Annotated in this window: 14 protein-coding genes; 11 read left to right on the top strand and 3 right to left on the bottom strand. The window is 46.9% G+C overall.

Annotated features, from left to right (window positions below; genetic code table 11):
- Positions 1–74 precede the first annotated feature (74 nt).
- The 5 genes from zwf to HCJ96_RS01090 are packed head-to-tail and all read left to right on the top strand — an operon-like array spanning position 75 to position 5,708.
- Positions 75–1,568: a glucose-6-phosphate dehydrogenase gene (zwf, locus tag HCJ96_RS01110; protein WP_169209187.1), complete on the top strand. Its 1,494-nt coding sequence runs from the start codon at positions 75–77 to the stop codon at positions 1,566–1,568.
- Between the two features lies 1 nt (position 1,569).
- Positions 1,570–2,262: a 6-phosphogluconolactonase gene (gene pgl / locus HCJ96_RS01105; RefSeq protein WP_169209186.1), complete on the top strand. Its 693-nt coding sequence runs from the start codon at positions 1,570–1,572 to the stop codon at positions 2,260–2,262.
- A 10-nt stretch (positions 2,263–2,272) separates the two neighbouring features.
- Positions 2,273–4,102 carry a phosphogluconate dehydratase gene (edd, locus tag HCJ96_RS01100; protein WP_169209185.1) on the top strand — a complete coding sequence of 610 codons (1,830 nt, stop codon included), beginning with the start codon at positions 2,273–2,275 and terminating at the stop codon, positions 4,100–4,102.
- Positions 4,099–5,061, top strand: a complete 963-nt coding sequence (gene glk, locus HCJ96_RS01095) for a glucokinase (protein ID WP_169209184.1) — start codon at positions 4,099–4,101, stop codon at positions 5,059–5,061. The genes edd and glk overlap by 4 nt, the downstream gene beginning before the upstream one ends.
- Entirely contained in the window at positions 5,058–5,708 is a 651-nt protein-coding gene (locus tag HCJ96_RS01090) for a bifunctional 4-hydroxy-2-oxoglutarate aldolase/2-dehydro-3-deoxy-phosphogluconate aldolase (RefSeq protein ID WP_169209183.1), read from the top strand. Before glk ends, HCJ96_RS01090 begins: the two co-directional genes overlap by 4 nt.
- Before the next feature lie 45 nt (positions 5,709–5,753).
- Here the strand turns inward: HCJ96_RS01090 and HCJ96_RS01085 are convergent, their stop codons facing one another.
- Together HCJ96_RS01085 and gap are read right to left on the bottom strand one after the other, a co-directional pair.
- Complete coding sequence (locus HCJ96_RS01085) at positions 5,754–6,599, bottom strand: D-hexose-6-phosphate mutarotase (protein WP_169209182.1); 846 nt, start codon at positions 6,597–6,599, stop codon at positions 5,754–5,756.
- Between the two features lie 116 nt (positions 6,600–6,715).
- Positions 6,716–7,711 (bottom strand): type I glyceraldehyde-3-phosphate dehydrogenase, encoded by a 996-nt coding sequence (gene gap / locus HCJ96_RS01080; RefSeq protein WP_169209181.1) that lies wholly within the window; start codon positions 7,709–7,711, stop codon positions 6,716–6,718.
- A gap of 260 nt (positions 7,712–7,971) precedes the next feature.
- Between gap and malQ the strand changes: the two genes are divergently transcribed.
- The 5 genes from malQ (at position 7,972) to msrB (ending at position 16,565) form a co-directional block, all read left to right on the top strand.
- Complete coding sequence (malQ, locus tag HCJ96_RS01075) at positions 7,972–10,173, top strand: 4-alpha-glucanotransferase (protein WP_169209180.1); 2,202 nt, start codon at positions 7,972–7,974, stop codon at positions 10,171–10,173.
- A gap of 64 nt (positions 10,174–10,237) precedes the next feature.
- Entirely contained in the window at positions 10,238–12,424 is a 2,187-nt protein-coding gene (gene glgB / locus HCJ96_RS01070; protein WP_169209179.1) for a 1,4-alpha-glucan branching protein GlgB, read from the top strand.
- Between the two features lie 3 nt (positions 12,425–12,427).
- Positions 12,428–14,497 (top strand): glycogen debranching protein GlgX, encoded by a 2,070-nt coding sequence (gene glgX, locus HCJ96_RS01065; RefSeq protein ID WP_169209178.1) that lies wholly within the window; start codon positions 12,428–12,430, stop codon positions 14,495–14,497.
- 118 nt (positions 14,498–14,615) lie between these two features.
- Positions 14,616–16,142 carry an NADP-dependent phosphogluconate dehydrogenase gene (gene gndA, locus HCJ96_RS01060; RefSeq protein WP_169209177.1) on the top strand — a complete coding sequence of 509 codons (1,527 nt, stop codon included), beginning with the start codon at positions 14,616–14,618 and terminating at the stop codon, positions 16,140–16,142.
- Between the two features lie 24 nt (positions 16,143–16,166).
- On the top strand, positions 16,167–16,565 hold the full coding sequence (gene msrB / locus HCJ96_RS01055) for a peptide-methionine (R)-S-oxide reductase MsrB (RefSeq protein WP_169209176.1): 399 nt from the start codon (positions 16,167–16,169) through the stop codon (positions 16,563–16,565).
- A gap of 107 nt (positions 16,566–16,672) precedes the next feature.
- On the opposite strand, the gene HCJ96_RS01050 is transcribed toward msrB, so the two are convergent.
- On the bottom strand, positions 16,673–17,446 hold the full coding sequence (locus HCJ96_RS01050) for a DUF2989 domain-containing protein (protein WP_281358496.1): 774 nt from the start codon (positions 17,444–17,446) through the stop codon (positions 16,673–16,675).
- 227 nt (positions 17,447–17,673) lie between these two features.
- Between HCJ96_RS01050 and HCJ96_RS01045 the strand changes: the two genes are divergently transcribed.
- The gene (locus HCJ96_RS01045; protein ID WP_169209174.1) at positions 17,674–19,119 is read left to right on the top strand and encodes a glyceraldehyde-3-phosphate dehydrogenase; all 1,446 of its coding nucleotides are present in this window, start codon (positions 17,674–17,676) and stop codon (positions 19,117–19,119) included.
- Positions 19,120–19,198: the final 79 nt, after the last annotated feature.

Genomic DNA, 19,198 nt, shown 5'->3' with positions numbered 1-19,198 from the left:
GTTTACTAGTGCCCATGTTGTTACTTGCGATTTGTGATCGCGCATCATACCAAACATATTAAGGGCATCCTTTTATGGTAATGGAAAATTCCAACGAGCCATGTGATTTCGTTTTATTTGGCGCATTAGGCGACCTTTCCCGCCGCAAGCTTCTACCTTCGTTATATCAACTTGAAAAAGCAAAACTTCTTCATCCTGAAACATCCATTGTGGGCGTTGCCCGACAATCAATGAGCGTTGATGAATTTCAACAGGAAGTGAAGAAAAATATTGAGAAATTTGGCGGCGCACAATTGTGTGAAGATACCTGGTCTCGACTCTCTGCCAGACTCGACTATGTTTGCGTAGATATGAAGGATATTGCCAGTTTTCAGCAGTTTGATGAGCACGTCAACCCTGATCGCACCATGGTGTGTTATCTGGCAACGCCGCCTTCGATTTATGGTGATATCTGTCGTGGGCTTCACTCCAGCAACATCATTGACAGCAGTGTCAGAGTGGTACTGGAGAAGCCGATCGGTCACGATCTGGAATCCTCTAACGTGATCAATGATCAGGTAGCAGAATACTTTAAAGAATCGCAAATTTACCGTATCGATCATTATTTGGGTAAAGAAACCGTTTTAAATTTGGTCGCACTGCGTTTCGCCAACTCAATTTTTGCCACAAACTGGGACCATAACTGTATTGATCATGTGCAAATTAGTGTCGCTGAATCCGTAGGTATAGAAGGCCGCTGGGGCTATTTCGACGATGCCGGACAGATGCGTGATATGGTACAAAACCACTTATTACAAATTCTCAGCCTGGTAGCGATGGAGCCACCTACCACGCTTGATGCTGACAGTATTCGTGATGAAAAGTTGAAAGTACTTAAAGCACTGCGACCTATTGATAGTACTAACTTTAATTCCACGACGGTGCGTGGCCAATATACGGCGGGCTTCGTTAAAGGTGAAGAGGTTCCCGGTTATCTGGAAGAAGACGACGCTAATCAGCAGAGCCAGACTGAAACTTTTGTGGCCATAAAAGCCAATATTGATAACTGGCGGTGGGCAGGGGTTCCCTTCTATCTGCGCACCGGCAAGCGCATGCCTAAAAAAGTCAGTGAAGTGGTCATCTATTTCAAACGCCAACCGCACAACCTATTTGGTGACAGTTTCCAAAGCCTACCGCCAAACAAGCTGGTGATTCGTTTACAACCCGATGAAGGTGTTGAAATTACAGTGATGAATAAGGTGCCTGGGTTAACCAGTTCGGGCTCAATGGATTTACAGAAATCAAAGCTGAATTTAAGTTTTTCCGAAGCGTTTTCGGCCGATCGCATTCCTGATGCGTACGAAAAGTTGTTGCTCGAAGTGATGCTGGGTAATCAGGCGTTGTTCGTTCGGCGTGACGAAGTGGAACAGGCCTGGAATTGGGTAGACTCAATCCTCGAGGCGTGGAAAGGCTCTAATGAACCGCCTGAGCCATATCAGGCGGGCACTTGGGGGCCCGTGGAATCCATTGGCTTGTTGGCGCGGGAAAATCGTAGCTGGTATGAAAGCAAAATAGTTAAGAAGAAATAATATGGGGTTATCGACAAAAACATTTTCTGATAAATCTGCGCTGGTAACGTCTTTTGCCGACGAAATTATTACCCTGCTGAGCCAGGGAATAAATGAGAATGGGCGTGCGTCTTTAGTAGTAAGTGGAGGCTCTACGCCGTTACCTTTATTTGCGGAACTCAGCCAGCGTAATCTTGATTGGTCAAAGGTCGACGTCACTCTGGCGGATGAACGGTGGGTTGATGAATCCCATGCTGACAGTAATACCCGCTTAGTGAAAGAGAATCTGCTTCAGAACAACGCAGCCAGTGCGCATTTTGTCGCCTTGTATAGCCACCACAATGACGCAGCTGACGGCATTGCGGAAGCGGAAGGAAGACTATCTTCTCTTGCACAACCCTTCGATGTACTGATTCTGGGAATGGGAGAGGACGGACACACCGCCTCTTTGTTTCCCTGTTCTGAACAAATTGACCAAGGCTTATCATTAACAAGCGGACGAGTTTGTCTGGCCGTGCAGCCGCAAACGGCTCCCCATCAGCGCATATCGCTTTCCCTTCCTGCTTTATTGAATTCAAAGCGTATCTTCTTACATCTTACCGGTGAGAAGAAACAAGCTGTACTGCAGGATGCATTGAAAAATCATACTGAGAAAGAGAAACCGATCACCGCTGTTGTAAATCGTGCCCCGGTAACACTAATGTGGGCACCGTAGGAAGATGAATATGAACTCACAACTGGCTGAGGTGACTCAGCGAATTATTGAGCGCAGTAAAGCAACCCGACAAGCTTATCTGGATAAAATTGACCATGCCAGACATGAGGGCCCACACCGTGGAGTGCTTTCTTGTGGCAACCTTGCACATGGATTTGCTGCGTGTGGATCAGAAGATAAGGCTGACCTTCGCAGCATGACCAAAGCGAACGTGGCGATAGTCTCATCGTACAACGATATGCTCTCGGCACACCAACCTTATGAGAGCTATCCGGCCATTATTAAGGAAGCCATTCGCGAAGTGGGCAGCGTTGCTCAGTTTGCTGGCGGTGTGCCCGCAATGTGTGATGGTGTCACCCAGGGTCGGCCGGGAATGGATTTAAGTCTGATGAGCCGTGATGTGATTGCGCAAAGTGCTGCTATCGCGTTATCCCACAATATGTTTGACGCCGCAATGATGCTGGGCATTTGCGATAAAATTGTACCTGGCTTATTAATTGGTTCGTTGGCATTCGGCCACTTACCCACGGTTTTTGTTCCCGCCGGGCCTATGCCTTCAGGATTACCAAACAAAGAAAAAGCCAGAGTCAGACAAGCCTTTGCTGAGGGCAAGGTGGGCAGAGAAGCGTTGCTTGAAGCTGAGTCGCAGTCCTATCATTCAGCAGGTACCTGCACCTTCTATGGCACTGCGAATTCTAATCAGCTAGTAGTAGAGATGATGGGCTTGCACCTTCCGGGGTCATCCTTTGTCAATCCGGGTACACCGCTTCGTGATGAATTAACCCGTGCCGCCGCAGTGCAGGCAACACGACTGACTGATCTGGGCGACAACTATACGCCGATCGGCCACATTGTTGATGCTAAAGCGATTGTTAACGGGTTAGTCGGTCTTTTAGCAACCGGTGGTTCAACCAATCACACAATGCACCTTATCGCAGTAGCACGAGCAGCGGGCTACATTGTTAATTGGGATGATTTTTCCGATATTTCCAATGCAGTGCCCTTGTTAACCCGAATTTATCCCAACGGATCTGCAGACATTAACCATTTTGTTGCTGCAGGGGGCATGTCGCTACTATTTAAACAGTTACTCGATGCAGGGTTATTGCACGAAGATGTTAAAACGATCTGTGGCGAAGGCTTAAGCCGTTATACCAAGGAGCCTCAATTAGAAGAGGGTGAACTGGTGTGGAAAGATGGTGCCAGTGAATCGTTTGATAAAGAAGTACTTGCGTCCGTTGATAAACCTTTCAAACCAGATGGCGGCTTGAGCGTCCTCAAGGGTAATCTTGGCCGCTCAGTGATAAAGACATCAGCATTGCGCACGCCGCATATTCACATTAAAGCGCCAGCAGTGGTGTTTGAAGATCAATTTGAGTTGGACGAAGCATTCCGTAGCGGTGCATTAAACAAAGATTGTATCGTTGTGGTGAGATTCCAGGGACCATCAGCGATTGGTATGCCTGAATTGCATCGTCTAACCCCGCCGTTGGGCGTATTACAGGACCGTGGTTACAAAGTTGCGTTGGTGACTGACGGACGTATGTCTGGAGCCTCAGGTAAGGTACCCGCTGCTATTCACCTTACACCTGAAGCCTTTAATGGGGGCTTGCTTGCCAAAGTGCAAGAAGGTGACATCATTGAACTGAATACGCAAACGGGTGAATTAACATTGTGTGTTGAGCAAGCCGAGTTGGATAAGCGAGAGCCGAAAGAAGCCGCGCTAGCGCACCACCAAAAAGGCATGGGGCGTGAGATGTTTGCCGGCACTCGTTCCGTGTTAACCGGCGCAGAACAAGGAGCGTGCTCACTGTTTTTCACTCAGGAGCAAGCCTTATGAGTGACCAGTTTGTAGCTGATGTAGGTGGCACCAATATTCGTCTTGCGCGGATCACTGATGGCGGACTGTCGCATATAAAGAAATTTATCTGTCGGGACTTCGCCAGCATCGATTTGGTCATTCAGCAGTACTTTGATCAGCTGCCTGAATTTAAATTCAGTAGTGGCTGTATTGCTATTGCCTGTCCTGTTACAGGTGATCACGTGGCTATGACAAATCACAGCTGGGCTTTCTCGCAACGAGCGCTGCGTTCGCAACTTAAATTAGATGATTTATATGTCATAAACGATTTTACCGCGGTCGCTCACTCTCTGCCGGTGTTAGATGCCGACCAGGTCATCCAGATAGGCGAGGGGACAGCGAAGGAGCGAGGTAACATTGCAGTATTTGGTCCTGGCACAGGACTGGGGGTAGAGCATATCACTATGACTGATAGTGGCTGGCAAACTCTGGACGGGGAAGGTGGACATGTAGATTTCGCGCCAATTGACGAAACCGACATTATTATCTGGCGACACTTGCAAAATATGCATGGCAGAGCATCGGCAGAGGAGGTGATGTCGGGTCGTGGCATCGTCAACATCTACAAGGCGCTGTCCGAAAACAGGAAGATACCTTTACGCTACGACGATCCAGCAGACATTACCGAGGCAGCGTTGTCGGGATCCTGTGATATCTGTGAAGCAACGTTAACCCAGTTTTGCCGCATCATGGGAAGCTTTGCCGGAAACCTGGCATTAAATATGGCGACCACCGGCGGTATCTTTATTGGTGGTGGCATTGCCAATCGATTTGCAGAGTTTATTCAACAAAGTGATTTTCGCGCTCGTTTTGAGGCGAAAGGAATGATGAAACATTACGTGAAAAGTATTCCTACGTATTTAATTGCTGAACCTGATCATGGGTTATTAGGGGCAGCTGCATTTTTACAACAACACATTGTGAGTTCAACGAAATGACATCAAACTGGAAATTAACCCCGGCTGAAATTTTTGCATCCGGTCCTGTCGTGCCTGTTCTGGTGATCCATGATGTGGACAAAGCGGTGCCGTTAGCAAAGGCATTAATGGCGGGTGGCATCAATGTACTTGAAGTTACCTTACGCACACCTGTGGCGCTGGATGTCATCAAAGCTATTGCCGAGCAGGTACCCGATGCACTGATTGGTGCAGGCACGGTTACCAATGCACAGCAACTCAAAGAAGTCACCCAGGCAGGGGCAAAGTTTGCTATTAGCCCCGGTATGACCGCCGAGTTATTGAAGGCCGGCCAGGAAGGCAGCATTCCGTTAATACCGGGTATATCTTCGACATCTGACTTGATGAAAGGTAAAGATGCTGGCTATACGCACATGAAATTCTTCCCGGCTGAAGCCTCTGGCGGAGTCAAAGCGATTAAGTCAATCAGTGGCCCTTTCCCGGACGTGGTATTTTGCCCCACTGGCGGCATCGGTCCTGATAACTTCAAAGACTATCTTGCGCTGAAAAACGTAAGGTGTGTGGGCGGTTCTTGGGTTGCGCCTGATGACGCCATTGCTAACGGCGACTGGGATAGAATTACTCAATTGGCGAGAGAAGCCATTGCCGGTGCGACAAGCGTAAATTAATGCGGCCACAGGCGGCAGCAATGGCTAGCCGCCTGTGAGTTAAAATTACGAAATAATCTGAGTAAGTGTATGTGCTTCGCCCGGTTCCACTTTACGGCCTGAGGTTACTGCGGTTTCGACACAGATCATTTGTTTGAAACCAAATGCATCCATATCTGAAATAGAAGCGGCACTCTGCCAGGGGTTCCACACTACAATAGAATCATGGCCTGCTGAATTAATTTGCGTATGCTTTTCATTTCTGTTGAACAACATCAGTTGTTCAGCTGCATCACTGTGAATACGATCGGTTTCCTGATTCAGTCGATAAGGCTCGGGCGTTTGCTTAACTGCAAAATTCTCGGTTTTATCTTTATAACTGCCTTTCAGGCCTTTTAACTCAACATGATTGATATCGGGTATCTCGAAATAAGTGTGCAATGCCGTATTATAAATAAATGGAACGATACCCGTATTGGTCGTCGTCAAGTTTACTGTAAGCGCACTGCCAACCACGATTTCTAAGGTTACCTGGCAATCATATTCAAAACCATCAGCGCGGGTAAAAGCCGGTGTCAGCACGATAACTGTTCCTCTGTCAGTATCTTCCGACGACTTTAATTGCCAGACTTGCGAGCGCAGAAAACCGTGTGCTGGAAGTTCACCTTTCTCACGCCCATGGTCGTCACTGAACCAGGGCCAGCACACTGGAATTCCGCCACGAATGGGTTTTTCTCCATTCATGTAGGCATGTGGGCTCAACCACAAACGCTCGACGTTATCAGACTTTGGAATAAAGGAGAGGATGTGACCACCGTAAAGGCTGATTTGCGCTGTCGCAACAGCGTTATCAATATTGAGGAATGTTATTCCTGATGTCTCATTAATCGTTATGCTGGGAGCAATAGACATAATCCTAACCAGTTATTTTAATTATAAAAATCTATTGTGCCTCGAAAATAAAAAAGGTGCGACATAAATCACACCTTAATTTAGTTAATTCACCGTATTGTCACAATGCCAGAAAATTAGTCACTAATATGCTTTACCAGGTCCAGAACCTTGTTGGAATACCCCCATTCATTGTCATACCATGCGACCAACTTAACGAAGGTTTCGGTCAACGCAATTCCCGCTGTAGCATCGAACACACACGTATGCGCATCACCAATAAAGTCATTAGACACTACTGCGTCTTCGGTGTAGGCCATGATGCCTTTAAGCTCATTTTCAGAGGCCTTTTTCATTGCCTCACAAATGGCGTCGTAACTGGCGGGTTTTGCCAGATTTACGGTAAGATCGACAACGGAAACGTTTGGTGTGGGAATACGAAACGCCATCCCGGTTAATTTGCCGTTAAGTTCCGGAATAACCTTGCCTACGGCTTTGGCTGCGCCCGTTGAAGACGGAATTATATTTTGCCCGGCACCACGACCACCACGCCAATCTTTATGCGAAGGGCCATCCACCGTTTTCTGCGTTGCAGTGGTCGCATGTACCGTGGTCATCAAGCCATCTTTAATACCAAAGTTGTCATTCAGCACTTTCGCCAATGGCGCAAGGCAATTAGTGGTGCAAGATGCGTTCGATACGATATTTTCCCCTGCGTAGCTCTTTTCATTAACACCCATTACGAACATCGGTGTACTGTCTTTTGATGGAGCCGACATGACAACTTTCCTGGCACCGGCCTGTAAGTGTTTTTCAGCGGTTTCCTGGGTTAAGAACAGTCCGGTGGCCTCTACCACAACATCGACATTCACCGCGGACCAATCTAGCATAGCCGGATCTTTTTCACTGGTAACGCGGATTGGTTTGCCATTTACAATTAACTGGTTATTTTCAACATCAATGTCGCCGTTAAATCTGCCATGAGTCGAGTCATATTTGAGCATGTAGGCAATATAATCTGTATCCAGCAAATCGTTTACCGCAACGACTTCAATATCGGAGCGTTCTATGGCGGCGCGAAATACCAGGCGACCGATTCGGCCGAAGCCGTTAATACCAACACGAATAGTCATAACAACCCTCAACGTTTTTATGAAATTAAATTACGTAAATTATGGATCATAATGCGACGACAATCAAAGTTATCTGATAAAATGTTGCAAAATTACGAAAATAAGTTATGCAATCGTATTCAGTTTCGTTGCATCTCAGTTTCAACAATAATGTTAACAATTTGTAGTCTGCACAGGTGCGTCTTAAACGAGCATCGATTGGCAAAATTTATATTTTACCTTGCAGCGACACCGAGAATTTTTAGAACAGGATAATCATCATGACAGAGCACGTTTTGCAAAAACTGGTTGAGATGCGAGGCATAGAAACACATTATGTCGACGCCTGGGGTAAACCCGCAACCATTGCCGAAGCGAGCAAAACTAAGTTGCTGAACGTGCTGGGATACGATACCGGAAGTGAAGCTGTTATTGCTGAACAGGTCGAACAGGAAGCGCAATCAATCTGGTCGTCACCGCTTAATCCGGTTCAGGTAATCCGTCAGGATGAACCTGGCATTCTCATTGTCCGTTTTCCTATCTCTTCTGTTAACGATTCGTTTACGTTTGTCATCGAAACGGAAGAAGGCGAACGCCACCATCAGATTTTTACTCCGGTGGAGGGTGAATTGATCAATGCAGCTCATGTTGATGACGAAGAGTTTCACGAGTACGCCATTGAATTAAACGACTCCCTACCACTTGGTTACCACACGGTATCTCTCTCACAGCAGAAGGGTGCTGATGCGCTCGCGGATATGCGACTCATTGTCGCGCCGAAAGCTTGTTTCACGCCTGCGCCCATTCAGCAAGGTAAAAAAATATGGGGTCTAAGTGTTCAGCTGTATTGTGTCAGAAGCGAGAATAATTGGGGGATTGGCGATTTTTCTGATTTGACAAAACTAATCAGAGAAGCGGCTGCCAACGGTGCCGATTTTGTTGGCCTGAATCCAATTCATGCACTTTACCCTGCCAACCCCGATGCCTGCAGTCCTTATGGCCCTTCATCGCGCAAGTGGTTAAATTATCTGTACCTTGATGTAACCGCAATTGACGGTTTCGGCGCTGACAGTGTGCAACAAATTGTGAATAGCGATGGCTTCAAGCAACGTCTACACTATGCTCGAAATGTTGATTATGTTGATTACCAGGCCGTTGCAGATCTAAAGCTGGAAGCGTTGAGAGCGGTATTCGAGGAATACTATGCGCGTCATCTGAGTAAAAACTCAAAACAGAATAAAGCGTTTAAAGCTTTTATCGCTGAGGGTGGTGAAAGCCTGGATATGTTAGCTGTGTATGACGCGATGCAGGCTCATCTTAAAGAGAAAGGGCATGCCTCGTGGGGATGGCCTGTGTTTCCTGATGAATATAAAGAATATCACAAGCCTGCTGTGGCAAAATTCAAAAAGGCGAATCTTAAAGAAGTTAAGTTTTATTTGTTCCTGCAGTGGCAGGCAGCACTTCAGTTAGAGAAGGCCAGCCAGGCCGCGCAGGATAGCGGCATGCTCATTGGGCTATACCGTGACCTGGCCGTGGGAGTGAGTGAGGGCAGTGCAGAGATTTGGGGTAACAAAGATCTTTACTGCGTAGATGCCAGTGTAGGCGCACCACCTGACATCTTAGGCCCGCTGGGCCAAAACTGGGGCTTGCCACCTATGGATCCGGTTAAGTTGTATGAGCAGCAATACCAGCCTATTATTGATCTATTCTCTTCAAACATGGCGTCATCAGGCGCACTACGAATTGATCATGTAATGGCATTGCTACGCTTGTGGTGGGTGGTTAAAGGTGACAATGCCAAAGATGGCGGCTATGTTTATTATCCGGTGGATGATTTGCTTGGAATTCTTGCACTTGAGAGTCATCGTAACCAGAGTTTGGTGATAGGCGAAGATTTAGGCACGGTACCTGATGAAATTCGGACTAAACTGGCTGAGAATGGGGTGTATTCTTACCGTGTGTTTTTCTTTGAGCAAGCAGAAGATGGCGGTTTCTTCTCCCCTTCACATTATCCAGTACAGTCAATGTCGACACTGACCACGCACGATATGCCAACACTGATTGGTTATTGGCATTGCCTGGATCTTGAACTTGGAAAGGAGTTAGGTCTGTATCCAACAGATGAAATACTCCAAACCTTGTATCAGGATCGCCATGAAAATAAGCAGGCTATTCTGGATTCGTTACACGGCCATAATAGCGTTGATGACAGTGTAGGGCACGATGTTAATCATACGGGGATGACCGAGGCGCTAAACTACGGCATTCAGGTGCATATGGCGAAAGGCTCCAGTGCACTATTAAGTTTACAACTGGAAGATTGGTTACAAATGGACAAGCCCGTCAACATCCCGGGCACTTACAATGAGTATCCGAACTGGCGTAGAAAGTTAACACATACAGTGGAAGAAATTTTCGATAACGCGTCAATTCGGACGTTGGCTACCAAATTAACCCAGGCCCGTAAGCAAGCTGAAGACTGATTTACATAGACGCCGTCAATCAAAAATCCGCGGCCCCGCTGCGGATTTTTTATAGGAGCAGCAAATGCTGATAGAGGAACAACTGAGTCACGCGTGTTGTGCGCACCCATTTAACGTATTAGGCCGTCATAGTAATGCTTCTGGACATACTGTTACTGTCTGGATGCCTGAAGCCGATAAGATAACGGTGAGTAAAATCGGCGCAAAATCGGTTATTTGCACGCTTAAACCGACACAAACCGAAGGGTTGTTCAAGGGTGAGACAAGCCGACTGGGTCAAGCCCGCTATCAATTAAAAGTGACCCGTGGTGGACAAAGCTACAGTATTATTGATCCCTATCAGTTTAATGAAGAAGCCTTTCACGCCGTTCATTTTATTGATCACCAACCGCAAAATTTATATCAGCAAGCCGGCGCTCAGTTAATTTCCATCGAGACGGATAAAAAACCAATACGCGCTGTGCGCTTTGCGGTATACGCTCCCAACGCCTCAGCGGTATCCGTGATTGGCGATTTTAATCAGTGGGACGGCCGTAGCCATCCTATGCAAAAAACCGAACTGGGCTACTGGGTGCTGGTGATTCCGGAACTTAATATTGGCGAAAGATACAAGTTTCAAATAAAGGATCCGAGCGGTAACACTTTGCCACACAAAAGCGATCCGTTAGGATTTCATGCCGAACAGTATCCTTCTCATGCGTCAAAAATATATGACCATGCTCAATATCAGTGGCAGGACAGTGAATGGATGAACGCTGCCAAGCGTGACCACTATAAAACGCCAATGAGTATTTATGAGGTTCACCTCGGTTCGTGGAAAAGACCAGGCAACAAAGATGAGCAACGGTATTTAAGTTACCGGGAGCTCTCTGAAGATTTGGTGAGCTATGTCAAGAACATGGGATATACCCATATTGAGCTGCTACCTATTTCTGAATATCCGTTTGATGGCTCCTGGGGTTATCAACCGGTGGGGATGTTTGCGCCAACCAGCCGCTTCGGTAATCCTGATGACTTTAAGTATTTTGTTGATTGTTGTCACCAACAAGGCATTGGCGTGATCATCGACTGGGTTCCAGCACATTTTCCTGAAGATGGCCATGGTCTGGCGCGCTTTGACGGCACCTGCGTGTATGAATATGCTGATCCGCGCAAGGGCTGGCATCCTGACTGGAATTCGTGCATCTACGATTTTGGCAAAGGACCGGTAAGGCAGTTTCTGGTCGCCAGCGCGATGTACTGGTTTGATAAATTCCATGTGGACGGCATTCGCGTCGATGCAGTAGCTTCCATGCTCTATCTGGATTATTCCCGCAACGAGGGGGAGTGGATACCCAATGTCGATGGCGGCAACCAGAATTATGAAGCGATAAGTTTGTTGCGCTGGATGAACGAGGCTGTGTACGCAAACTTCCCTCACGCAATGACCATTGCGGAAGAGTCCACGTCATTCCCTAATGTTTCACGCCCAGTGTATGCCAATGGACTGGGCTTTGGGTTTAAGTGGAATATGGGATGGATGCATGATTCGCTGCATTTCATTAGTAAAGATCCCGCCTATCGCCGTTATCATCACAATGACATAACGTTCAGTATGGTGTATGCATTTAATGAGAATTTTGTGCTGCCCATCTCACATGATGAAGTGGTACACGGCAAAGGCAGCATGTTAGATAAAATGCCTGGTGATGAATGGCAGCAAGCCGCCAACTTGCGTTGTTACGCCGCATTCATGTTCGGTCATCCCGGTAAGAAATTGAATTTTATGGGTAATGAGATAGCCCAAAGCCGGGAGTGGAACCATGACTGTTCGATTGACTGGCATTTACTGGATTTTGCCAAGCACCGCGGCGTGAATTCTCTTTATCGTCAGCTTAACCAGATTTACACCTCCACCAAAGCACTTTATGAATGTGATCATGAAGCGCGCGGTTTTGCCTGGATTGACCATCAAAATCACGAACAAAGTGTACTTTCCTTCGTGCGTAAAAGTGCCGATGCAGCGCAAAAAGTTTACGTGGTATGTAATTTTACCCCCATTCCGCGCCAACCATTCCGGTTAGGTGTGGAGGACGCTGGTGATTATCGCTTGTTGCTCAATACTGACGATAAACAGTACTGGGGAAGTGACTACGATGTTCCAGAGAAGGTCACCGCAATGAATGAGTCGTGGAATAATCAACCTCATAGCATAGATCTTGCATTGCCGCCGTTAGCAACATTATTTATTATCTGGCAAAGTTCAGAATAGCGTATGACGGTGGACATAAACGTGCAGGTTAAAGTAGGTAATGCGCGACAATTGGGAGCAACACTAACCGCTTCCGGATGTAATTTTGCAGTAACATGTACAAATGCTCATGCAGTTATTTTGTGTCTGTACCGAGCTGATACAGAAGAGCCCATGAATGAGATTCTGTTGCCCGGTAAAACGGGTAATGTATGGCATGGTGAAGTGAGTGGCGTTCAGGCCGGACAGTTTTATGCGTACAGGGTAGACAAGGGGGATGGCGAATTTCATAGCGCGCCCTCAGAAAAGCTACTTATTGACCCTTATGCAAAAAAGTTGAGTCGCCCATTGGTGTGGAGTGCCCGGCAGTACACTCACGATTCGCAGTTTATGATCCCCAAATCAGTGGTGATTAACGAAGACGACTATCGTCGTAAAATTAATCGACCCTCGATTGAGGCGCATCAACGGGTGATTTATGAGACCCACATGAAAGGACTCACCCAACAAAAAGAAGAAATCCCTGAAGAAGATAGGGGGAGCTATCTAGCTGCTTGCCATCCTACGATAATTGAACATCTTAAAGAGTTAGGCGTAACCTCCATCCAATTCTTACCTCTCGCTGCGTTTATGCCCGAACCCTACATTGTAGAAAAAGGGTTGACCAATTACTGGGGCTACAATCCGGTAAACTTTTTTGCCCCGGAACCTCGATATGGTAGCAAGGATGCGCTCGCTGAACTATGTCAGATGGTGGACACCTTTCACGCAGCAGGCTTGGAAATTATCGTCGATGTTGTGTTTAATCACACTGCCGAAGGCGGCGAAGGGGGACCCATTCTTTCCTTTAAAGGCTTCGCCACCGAGCAATGCTATCTGATAGAGCAATCTAAACAGGGAAAGCTTGTCTTCAGCAATCACTCGGGCTGTGGCAATACCGTGAACACTGCCTCGCCAATGATGACACAGATGATTTTGGACGCCATGCGGTTTTGGGTTGACGTTATTGGTGTTGACGGTTTTCGTTTCGACCTGGCAGCGTGTCTGGGCCGTGATCCCCAGCATTTCACTCCCAATTCGGGGTTGCTGCGCGCGATTCATCAGGACCCGATTTTAAAAAATTGTGTGCTGATTGCAGAACCCTGGGATATTGGTCCTGATGGCTATCAGTTAGGCAGCTTTCCATCACCCTGGTTAGAGGTGAATGATAAATTCCGTGACACCATGCGCGCGTTTTGGCGAGGCGATGATGGTAAAACGGCTGATTTTGCAACGCGGCTAATGGGTTCGCGGGACGTATTTGTCAAAGGGAATCGTCATCCCAACTCGTCGGTCAACAACATCACCTATCATGATGGATTCACGTTGCAGGACCTGGTCAGTTACGCTGAGCGGCACAATGAAGAGAACGGCGAACAGAATAAAGATGGGCATGGCCACAACCTCTCTGCCAATTACGGGGTGGAGGGAGAAACTACTGATGATAAAATATGCGCGCTAAGGGAGCGTCAAAAACGTAATTTGTTTGCAACGTTATTGTTGGCACAAGGTACGCCCCATGTGCTCGGCGGAGATGAGTTAAGTCGCAGCCAACGGGGAAACAATAATGCGTATTGTCAAGATAACGAAATAAGCTGGCTTAACTGGGATCTCAACAAACGCAAGCAGGATTTTTTGGACTTTTGTCGCTACGTCATTCAATTGCGGCAACAAAGTGGATTACTGTCACAGCTATTGATGCACGATGATACATTTCAACAAGCAGTCAATGTCGGGGAAATCAATTGGTATAGGCCTGATGGCAGTGATAAAGCGATTGAAGACTGGCAGACGGTACACAATAAGGCATTTGGTTTGGAAATAATGGGTAAGGCTTCGTCTGAACAACCCTATGAGCACTGGTTTATTGGTTTCAACGCTAGTGATAATGATGTCAGGTTTAATCTGCCAGAAGAAAGCCAAAAAGGGGGTTGGAATTTACGCCTGGACACGCGCTACAGCGCGCTTTCAGAACAACCGCAAATTTGCATGCAGCGTGTTTTTTTACAGGCCGGCAAGAGTTTAACCGTTTTTTCCTGGCATGCTGCAAGTTAATCAGACCGGTAACATACTCAAGCTGAGCTTAAATTTTCAAGGTAATACTGTTCTTCTGGTATAGCAGTGGTATCATGCGCCCCCATCTGATGCTTATGCAAAAAATGGTGGAAAAAGAATGAGCGATAAACAATGTGACATTGGTTTTATTGGTCTGGGAGTAATGGGCAGTAACCTTACCTTAAACATAGCTGACCATGGGTATCGCGTGGCCTGTTTTGATTTAGACCAAAACAAGGTTGATGCCATTCTTGCAAAAGACAAAGCCGAAAGAGGCCAGCAGGCAGCGCGCGTTGAAGGCTGTAATTCGTATACCGAATTGCTCAGCAAACTGAAATCTCCCCACCTTATTATTCTTTCCGTTCCAGCCGGAGAGCCTGTTGATCACGTCTGCCATCACTTGATTGATGCTGGTGTGCAGGCAGATGATATAGTCGTTGATACCGGCAATAGCCTGTGGACCGATTCGGTGCAACGTGAAGAGAAATATAAAGGTAAGTTTATCTTTTTCTCTACTGCCGTTTCCGGCGGTGAAGTGGGTGCCCGATTTGGACCCTCATTAATGCCATCAGGTAACCCCTATGCCTGGACACGCATAGAACCCGTGTTAAAGGCTATTGCCGCAAAAGTTGATCCCGACACGGGTAAACCGATCGAATCCTTTTCGCCGGGTAACCCGGTGAAAGACGGCGAACCCTGTGCCACCTATATCGGCCCTGTTGGCGCCGGTCACTACGTTAAGATGGTGCACAACGGCATCGAGTACGCCGATATGCAGCTGATTTGTGAAGCTTACCACATCATGCGCACCGCTTTTTCAATGACCCCTGCTGACATAGCGCAAACGTTTAGACAATGGAATCAGGGCAAGCTGAACAGTTACCTGATGGAAATCAGTGCAGAAGTACTTGAACAGCAAGATCCCGAAACTGAGCAACCGCTGGTTGATGTCATTCTGGATAAAGCGGGTCAAAAAGGAACTGGCTTATGGACCGCGGTGAGTGCGCTGCAAGTCGGAAGTCCGGCGCAAACTATTACATCAGCGGTATTCGCGCGCAGTCTGTCCAGTTTGAAAGATGAGCGTGTTACCGCGAGTACGCAATTGACTGGTCCCCAACAACAACAATTGACTGAGCAAGAGAAACACAGCGCCATATCACAATTGGAACATGCGTTGTATTGCTCTAAAATTTGCGCCTACGCGCAGGGTTTTCAATTAATGGCTACGGCAGCCAAAGAGCATGGTTGGGAACTCGATTTTGCTGAAATTGCCAAGATCTGGCGTGCAGGCTGTATTATTCGTGCAGTTTTCTTACAATCTATTGCAACCGCATACGAGCAGGACGAAAACCTGGCTAATTTGCTGCTTGCGCCTTATTTTTCCGAACAGATTGCGGAATATCAGAGTGATTGGCGACAGTCTGTTTCTCAGGCCACGTTAAACGGGATCCCGTGTCCGGCCATGATGTCGGCGATCAGTTATTACGATTCTTATCGAACTGCGGTGTTACCGGCAAGTTTACTTCAGGGGCAACGTGACTATTTTGGTGCCCATACCTATCAACGGGTGGATAAGCCATCTGGTAAAAAGTTTCATATACAATGGAGTGATCCTGCACGGCCACAAGTCGCTATCAAAAAATAGTTAGATTAGCTGCCAGGGGGCTTAATGACAGAACAACACTGGAAAGATAAACTTTCAGAAAATGAGTATCATGTTTGTCGTTTAGGGGGCACCGAACGTCCCTTTACCGGCGTGCTCCTGGACGAAAAGCGTACCGGCGTATACGTGTGCAAATGTTGTGGCGCAACACTTTTTGATTCAGAAACCAAATACGATACGGGTTGCGGCTGGCCCTCTTTTTATGACCAGGCTAACGGCGAAAACGTAGGCTTCAGGGAAGATGACAGCCATGGGATGCATCGAATTGAAATATTCTGCAAGCAATGTGATGCCCATTTAGGCCACGTATTTCCTGACGGGCCCCAGCCCACTGGCCAGCGTTATTGCGTAAACTCCGTATCGTTATCATTCAATCCGAATGGCGAGGAACAGATAAAAGGCTGAGTTATCAGGTTAGCGTACTGGGTGTAAAAATTTAATTGCACGTTAAGTTCATGAAAGTTTATTACAGGAATAGCGGTTTTCCTCTGATTGAGTAACCACCTTTGCCACTAAATCAGGGTGAGTCCGAGCTGACTAGCACTGAAGTTTCCATCATCCAAGGCATCAATAATGTCATCCGCAACGCGTTGCAATTGCCTGGTGTTCAAATTGAAGCGTTGCGCCCAGGAAAATTTGTCATTCCCTTCGATATGCGCTTCGTATTCTTCCGCGACAATTGACCAGATATAGGCCTGGGCATATTTCTCCTGTTCCAGTGAAATTGTTACCAGCGTAGGGAACACTTCCGTGTCTATATTGTCATCGTTCTCATACAGGCTAAGCGCACGGTAAAGCGTCTGTCGCGTTTGCTCCAAATCGTATTTCACTTCAATGCTGGCCAGAGCAATGAGCAGTTCAGGGGTATTTAATTTACCCTCCTGTTTAGCGCTCATGAAGCGCTGAAGAGCTTGCTCATCCCCGAAACGAGACCAGTGGTAGAAGGAAAGCAAGGGGTTTGAATCATTGCGGGTAGCCCGTGCCAGCCGTTTTAATTCCCGCTGCGCCGTAATGACGCCCTTCATCCGATCTGATTCTTTTTCCCGGTATTTTATATGTTCAATGTTGGCCGCTTTTGAAATACAGGCTTTGTAGTCTTCAAACAACATAATCAGGTTGTACTGTTGTTCTGACGTTAACGGCTGTTGGTAACGAAAGCGGTGACCCACAATTTCCGCTTTTTCAGAGCGACACCAGCTATCAGAATTCAAGTCATCACATAAATGCGGGTGTTCAGTGCAAATCTCTGCCACATTTGGCCCAAACAATTCAGCACAGCCGCTCAACCCTGTTATAAGCAGACACGTAACTATCGCGCTTCGTATAAATGTCGAAAAATTACCAATATTTACGCCAGATGTGCGGCACTTACTCTCGTTTTTGAAAATTATCAACAATTTGGTGATCCCATCATGTTTGCTTACAATACCGCTCGTCGTCAGAGGGGCGTAAGTTTACCCTACAATCTTTTCTGATGCGTTGAAAATTTTTCTTTTAAATCGAAGGCAGAAGCATGAACCAACAGTTTGAACAGGAATTGCAAAACAGCTGGCAGGAACGTCAGGAATACGCTGAAATGATGTTGCCGTTGATCGGTAAGTTATACCGCAATCACGCCGTTGAAATTTCCGTATACGGACGCCCACTCTTAAACGCCAGTGCAATTGATGTAATTAAAGCGCACCGTAAAGTTCGCTTGCATGAGGGCATCAAACTGAGATTACGTGAAAGCTTCCCTATCTTAGAAGCGATTAGCAAGATGCAACTGGCTCCTGCGCAGATTGATATAGGTAAACTGGCGTTTGATTTTCATTTTGGTTCAGCGGTAGATAAAAAAGATTTGCAGGCTTATCTCAATGATAAGTTATCAACTATTGAAGGCCGTGGTGACGACCAGCAACCCAAAGATGTCGTTTTGTATGGCTTTGGTCGCATAGGTCGGTTGATGGCGCGATTGCTGATCGAGCGTAACGGCATGAATAATAAATTGCGTCTTCGCGCCATCGTTGTGCGTGGTGGTAAAGATGGCGATCTGGAAAAACGTGCCAGCTTATTGCGTCGTGACTCAGTCCACGGACCATTCAATGGCAGTATAACAGTAGATCATGAGCGTCAGGCAATTAAAGCGAATGGTGCTTTCATCCAAGTCATCTACGCGGATAGTCCGGACCAGATAGATTACACCAAATACGGTATTGATAATGCCATAGTGGTAGACAATACGGGTAAGTGGCGCGACCGTGAAGGTTTAGGTTTACACCTGAAAGCCAAGGGTACGGCAAAAGCCATTTTAACTGCGCCTGGTAAAGGCGACATCAAAAATATCGTGCATGGCGTAAATCATAACGATATAAAGCCCGAAGATACCATCATTTCTGCCGCAAGCTGCACCACCAATGCTATCACGCCGGTACTTAAAGCGCTGGATGAAGAGTATGGCATTGAAAATGGGCATGTTGAAACCGTGCATTCCTACACTAATGATCAGAATTTGATCGACAACTTCCACAAAGCGGAACGTCGCGGTCGCAGTGCACCATTAAATATGGTTATCACTGAAACAGGCGCAGCCAAAGCGGTAGCGAAAGCGTATCCTCAATTAGAAGGTAAGCTCACTGGAAACGCGATCCGGGTTCCCACGCCTAACGTTTCACTGGCAATTTTGAACCTGAATCTGGCCAAACAAACTGACAAGCTGGCGGTAAACGAATTCCTTCGTAATACTGCGCTGTTTTCACCGTTGCAACATCAGATTGACTATACCGCAAGCACTGAAATTGTCTCAACCGACGTAGTGGGCTCGCGTGCTGCATCGGTAGTCGATTCGCAAGCTACTATTGTGGCGGGCAATCGCATTACGCTGTACGTGTGGTATGACAACGAATTTGGTTACAGCTGTCAGGTTATGCGGTGTGTGATGGACATGGCAGGATTAACCTTCCCAACACTACCAGCATAAGCTATAGCATAGTTGAAATACTGTAGTAAAAGCCGACACAAGATGTCGGCTTTTAAATATATACTGCTCGGTTTTCGTA

Origin of the sequence: Alteromonas ponticola, from assembly GCF_012911815.1 — a bacterium.
GTDB classification, from domain to species: domain Bacteria; phylum Pseudomonadota; class Gammaproteobacteria; order Enterobacterales; family Alteromonadaceae; genus Alteromonas; species Alteromonas ponticola.
This window is presented reverse-complemented; position numbering and strand designations above follow the sequence as displayed.

Bases quoted from the DNA above. Each gene is read 5' to 3' on its own strand.
- zwf (WP_169209187.1), top strand. From the start codon at position 75: ATGGTAATGGAAAATTCCAACGAGCCATGTGATTTCGTTTTATTTGGC.
- pgl (WP_169209186.1), top strand. From the start codon at position 1,570: ATGGGGTTATCGACAAAAACATTTTCTGATAAATCTGCGCTGGTAACG.
- edd (WP_169209185.1), top strand. From the start codon at position 2,273: ATGAACTCACAACTGGCTGAGGTGACTCAGCGAATTATTGAGCGCAGT.
- glk (WP_169209184.1), top strand. From the start codon at position 4,099: ATGAGTGACCAGTTTGTAGCTGATGTAGGTGGCACCAATATTCGTCTT.
- HCJ96_RS01090 (WP_169209183.1), top strand. From the start codon at position 5,058: ATGACATCAAACTGGAAATTAACCCCGGCTGAAATTTTTGCATCCGGT.
- HCJ96_RS01085 (WP_169209182.1), bottom strand. From the start codon at position 6,599: ATGTCTATTGCTCCCAGCATAACGATTAATGAGACATCAGGAATAACA.
- gap (WP_169209181.1), bottom strand. From the start codon at position 7,711: ATGACTATTCGTGTTGGTATTAACGGCTTCGGCCGAATCGGTCGCCTG.
- malQ (WP_169209180.1), top strand. From the start codon at position 7,972: ATGACAGAGCACGTTTTGCAAAAACTGGTTGAGATGCGAGGCATAGAA.
- glgB (WP_169209179.1), top strand. From the start codon at position 10,238: ATGCTGATAGAGGAACAACTGAGTCACGCGTGTTGTGCGCACCCATTT.
- glgX (WP_169209178.1), top strand. From the start codon at position 12,428: ATGACGGTGGACATAAACGTGCAGGTTAAAGTAGGTAATGCGCGACAA.
- gndA (WP_169209177.1), top strand. From the start codon at position 14,616: ATGAGCGATAAACAATGTGACATTGGTTTTATTGGTCTGGGAGTAATG.
- msrB (WP_169209176.1), top strand. From the start codon at position 16,167: ATGACAGAACAACACTGGAAAGATAAACTTTCAGAAAATGAGTATCAT.
- HCJ96_RS01045 (WP_169209174.1), top strand. From the start codon at position 17,674: ATGAACCAACAGTTTGAACAGGAATTGCAAAACAGCTGGCAGGAACGT.